This is a genomic window from Brevibacterium sp. FME37 (genome assembly GCF_014897485.1).
Lineage (GTDB): Bacteria > Actinomycetota > Actinomycetes > Actinomycetales > Brevibacteriaceae > Brevibacterium.
Genome location: NZ_JABUYE010000035.1, coordinates 1 through 4,541, shown reverse-complemented (window position 1 = coordinate 4,541; position 4,541 = coordinate 1). Strand labels below are relative to the sequence as shown.

Genomic DNA, 4,541 nt, shown 5'->3' with positions numbered 1-4,541 from the left:
TGGCCCATATCGATCCCGATGGTCAAGAACCCGTCGATGCCACGGACCGGACCAAGTACAAAGTGAACATGCATGCGTGTGAGAACGGGGACTGGGAGATCACGGGTCTCCTCGACCCTGTCACCGGTGGTCAGCTCAACGGGTTACTGACGCTAAGAACCAAAATCGCGAAGAACGACAGTGCAATCGATGCAAACGGTGGAAACACCATTGCTGGCAGTAACGATCATTCCGCGAGCGAGTGCGGTGTTCTCGAGGATGGAACTCTCGTTGACATGTCGGGACAGCGGTTGAGTGCTCAGGAGTGGATCTACGAACGCTTCGCGACACTGATCGGGCGCATCGATATGGCGCGGACTGGTCAAGGCTCGCAATACGCACTCGTCGTGACAGCCACAGCAGAAGATCTTGGGAATGGAACCGGGGTCGGTACCACGGGGACTGAGAATCCGGTCCCGATCAGCGAACTTGTTCGTCATGGTTTGAATGGGGCGGTGTTCTTCGAACTGATCTCCGAGAAGGCGAAGACGATGCAGGTGGTCACGGAGAATCGGTTCGCGAATGCCAGGCAGATCGCGGTGCTGACTGCTCGTGATCAGGGGTGTACGTTTCCGGGTTGTGATGCTCCGCCGGGGTGGTGCGATGCCCATCATATTGTGGAGTGGGCACAAGGTGGCAGGACCGATATCAACAATATGACTTTGAGTTGCTCGGCTCATCACCATTTATTGGATCGGTCGGATTGGGAGACTGTGATGCTCAAAGATGGGCGTCCTGCGTGGGTGCCTCCTGCCTCGATCGATCCGGGTAGGCGACCGATCTTGCATGCGAGGTTCGTGGCTCAAGACGTCATCGACACACTCTTCGACGAATGAGTTGGAGTGGACTATAGCCGCTTTAGGTGCCTGGGCTTCCACCCGCTGGAAGCTGAGCGTGCCAGATCATGCTTGCGGGAAGAGGACCTCTTTCTGGAAGCGAGGCGAACTTGAACACCGGTCTCCGGTGGCAACTGGTTTTACGGGCAGCTGCTTCCCGGCGCTACACCACGTGGAAGTAGATGACCATAATTTCAGGGTTGACCGAACCCCGCGCGCTCGAGCAGCTCGCGCGCAATATCTCCGTAGTGTTGCAAGCGTGGTTCTGTCCTGGTGGTTGGGCCCGCGATTGTGATCGCTGCATTGAGCACCGAGTCGACGAACACTCCTACTGCGGTAGCTGCCACGTCGGGAACTGTCTCTCCGCGATTGAGTGCGGTTCCGGAGGCGCGAATTCCAGGCAGTTCTGCTTGCAGCTTCGACCGCTGGTTGGGCTCGAATTTTGCGAGCAGTTCTTCGTCCCCGGGTTTCGGCTGTAGTGCGAAGAACAGCTTTCCTGAGGACGTTGGTAACAATGGGCGTCTGACTTTGAGCTGCGGGACATAGCAGACTTCATAGTCAGCGGGCAGACTGTGAACATAGACAACCGAGCTGGCAACACGAATGGCCACAGTTACGGTCTCACCAGTGCGAGCTGAGATCTCTTCGAGCACATCCTCAATGAGCAGCACAATCGAGTTCTCAGCTGGGCCGAGGACATGCGCGACGCCTGTGCCGAGCATGTAGCCGTCGTGGACTTCGTCGAGGTATCCTTCCGCGCACAACCCCTTCACGAAACCGTAGACACTGCTCTTGGGGGCTTCGAGCTCGCGTACCAGGGTCGTCAGGCTGACAGCTGTATCTCCCGATCGGGCGACCGACTCAAGTATTCGAACAATACGATTGACCGTACGATGTGTCGATGTCATGGACTCTCTCTTACCGGATAGTGGTGTGAGAGACAGCGTACAGAGTCAATTCGAATAGCCGATCATGTCGAAGACCTCGGCGCGGTCGGCATCGATTGCCGACGTCCCTCTCACCGGGGGCCGTGGATGGTTGACGAAAGTGAGAGGTGATCCTACGTGGACGAAGTCGCCCTCGTTTGAGTGTGAGGCACGCGAGAGCATCGACGACGTTCCCAGATATTCGTCAGTTGGTATTTCCTCGACCTTCATGACCTTTTGAACTGGAATGGAAAGAACCTCGCATTCCTCCTTGATCTGCGTACACGTACGTGTCGAGGCATACTCGGCGAGAACGGACTCATAGACTCTCGGATTGCGAGTCCTTGCCTGATTTGAAAGTAGATCAGGGTGGTCCAGGTAGTCGGGTCGATCAATGATTGTGCAGAAATCAGCCCAGTTCTTGTCTGTATAGGGCATTACACACATGAAGCCGTCGAGAGCTTGATGAGGCCTGTGTTCGGGGGAGAGTACACGCGACCATCCGACATCTCCGCGGGGAGGGGAGTAGGTCTGGCCGCCAAGGTGTTCGACCAACGTGAACGCCGCCATGGTTTCGACCATCGGAACATCGACCCACGTGCCCTTTCCGCTCGCCTGCGTTTTGAATAGGGCTGCCAAAACTGCCTGGACCATGGTCATTCCGCAGACTTTGTCGGCCACGACATAGGGAGAATAGCTTGGCCTGCCATCGCGCAAGCTGTATGTGTCTGCGACACCAGACCCTGCTTGGATGATGTCGTCGTAAGCTGGCCGATCACCCAGGTCGGAATGGGAGGAGAAGCCCTGCGCAGTGCACAGGATCGTTCGAGGATTCAGTCGGCGGACATTCTCCCAGTCAAGCCCGTAGCGACGTCGTCGCCGGGGCAGCAGATTGGTGATAATGACATCCGACCAGCCGATGAGGTGTTCGAGGACCGGCCGATCGGCTTCGGAGCCGGCATCGATCTCGATGCTGTGTTTTGAAGCATTGAGGTTCATCGATAGCACGCTGTCTCCGGATACCCCACCAAGTCCTATGCGTCGGCCGATGTCCCCGCCCGGTTGCTCGGCCTTTATCACCGTGGCACCAAGATCGGTAAGGATCTTCCCTGCATACGGCGCCATTATGACAGTGCCCAATTCGAGAACCTTCAAACCGTCCAAGACGGGCCGGGTAGACGCTGAAGGATCGGTTTTGTCCGAACTTGGTTGAGAAGGAGCGGAGTTCACTGCTTATTTCCTCAATTCACACTTGTGGTCAGAAACAATGACAGATCGGGGAACACGAATATCAGGGTCGTGACGATGAGCATTGCAATAATGAAGGGAACTGAGCCCATGAAAACGGTTTCGACTCTGATTCCGGCCGCGCGAGACACGACAAACGCGTTGAGCCCCAGGGGTGGGGTGATCAGCCCGATCTCTGCTAAAAGTATGACGATTACGCCGAACCAAATCGGGTCGAAGCCGAGCGCTTCGACAACTGGAAGAGTCACCGGAACTGTCAGAGCGATAATCGCCATTTGATCCATGAAGAACCCGAGCACTAAATAGATGAGCGCAAAGATGACGATGACGAGGGTCGGAGCGATCGCTAGACCTTGGACGTATTCCACCACTGTTGGAGCGACCTGAGTTTGTGTAAGGAAGATCCCGAACACATGTGCCGCGAAGACGATGGAGAGTATCATCGCGCTGCTGGAGACACTGCCCACAACAGCGGATTTGAGGTTTGACCAGGTCATCGTCTTCATCGACACCATAAGGAAGAGCCCGCCTAAGCATCCAAGCGCCGCGGCCTCGGTGGCGGTTGCGATCCCGAGAAAGACCGTTCCTACGACTACGGCGAACAGGAAGGCAATCGGCAGTAGGCCTTTCAAAGCGGTGAGCTTGGCCATCCATGGAGTGCGCTCGGTTGCAGGAGCATGTCCACGTAGACCCATCACCCAGACTGTGATTGCCAGTCCCAAGCTCATGAGTATGCCGGGGATGACTCCGGCGAGCAGCGTCTTTCCGACGCTGGTTTCAGCGGTGATGGCGTAGAAGACCAGCAGGATACTCGGCGGAATCATCGCAGCCAGTGTGCCCGCGCTTGCGACCGTTCCGCTCGCAAGTCTGGGACTGTAACCCTGCTTGAGCATTGTGCCTGTAGAAGTGTGGGCAAGTGTGGCTGCTGCGGCTGTTGAAGACCCCGACACTGCCGCGAAGCCTGCGCCTGCCAATACCGCTGCGATGCCGGTTCCGCCTCGAATTCGTCCGATCAACGTACTCGCCGAGTTGAACAAGGTGTCCAAGACCCCACTCTTGAGAACGAGATGGGCCATGAGGATGAAGAGTGGGATTGCAGCGAGCGAATTGCTACCGACCGAGCTCATCGGAATGACTTCGAAGACTCCGATGAGGTTCTCGCTACCTCCCACCCACAACAGACCAATACCAGCTGCGCCCAGGATCGCGAAAGGAATAGGAACCTTGATGAGGATGAGAATCAGTAGGACGACGCTGATTGTTATGGCGATCACGCGTCTTCACCCCCGGTTGCGTTGGCATTGGCTGATGATGAACCTGTGATGACATTAGGAGTGTCGACGACAGCGACGAAGAACAGGGCCGCAGCTCCCACTGGCTGACTAAGTTGCCACAGCCATGTCGGAATTGGAATCTCGCTTGAACCCGGAGGCGGAGTGATTGGGCCCCTGTTAGCAGTCCAGCGGCTATGCGATAGCTAATTGGTTCTCTG

The 4,541-nt window shown here is 56.5% G+C and carries 4 protein-coding genes; 1 reads left to right on the top strand and 3 read right to left on the bottom strand.

Annotated elements, in window-relative coordinates:
* The coding region (locus INT29_RS19715; RefSeq protein WP_193073251.1) for an HNH endonuclease signature motif containing protein at positions 1-875 on the top strand (875 nt) is incomplete at its 5' end.
* 194 nt (positions 876-1,069) lie between these two features.
* Here INT29_RS19715 and INT29_RS19710 read toward each other — a convergent pair.
* Genes INT29_RS19710 through INT29_RS19700 form a run of 3 tightly spaced genes read right to left on the bottom strand, consistent with a single transcriptional unit; the run spans position 1,070 to position 4,323 of the window.
* On the bottom strand, positions 1,070-1,783 hold the full coding sequence (locus INT29_RS19710) for an IclR family transcriptional regulator (RefSeq protein ID WP_193073249.1): 714 nt from the start codon (positions 1,781-1,783) through the stop codon (positions 1,070-1,072).
* Positions 1,784-1,828: 45 nt separating this feature from the next.
* Positions 1,829-3,031 (bottom strand): CaiB/BaiF CoA transferase family protein, encoded by a 1,203-nt coding sequence (locus INT29_RS19705; RefSeq protein WP_193073248.1) that lies wholly within the window; start codon positions 3,029-3,031, stop codon positions 1,829-1,831.
* 11 nt (positions 3,032-3,042) lie between these two features.
* A complete protein-coding gene (locus tag INT29_RS19700; protein WP_101572179.1) occupies positions 3,043-4,323 on the bottom strand; it encodes a TRAP transporter large permease in 1,281 nt (426 codons plus the stop codon).
* Between the last annotated feature and the right edge of the window lie 218 nt (positions 4,324-4,541).

Coding starts and splice junctions, on each gene's coding strand:
- INT29_RS19710 (WP_193073249.1), bottom strand. CDS start 1,783: ATGACATCGACACATCGTACGGTCAATCGTATTGTTCGAATACTTGAG.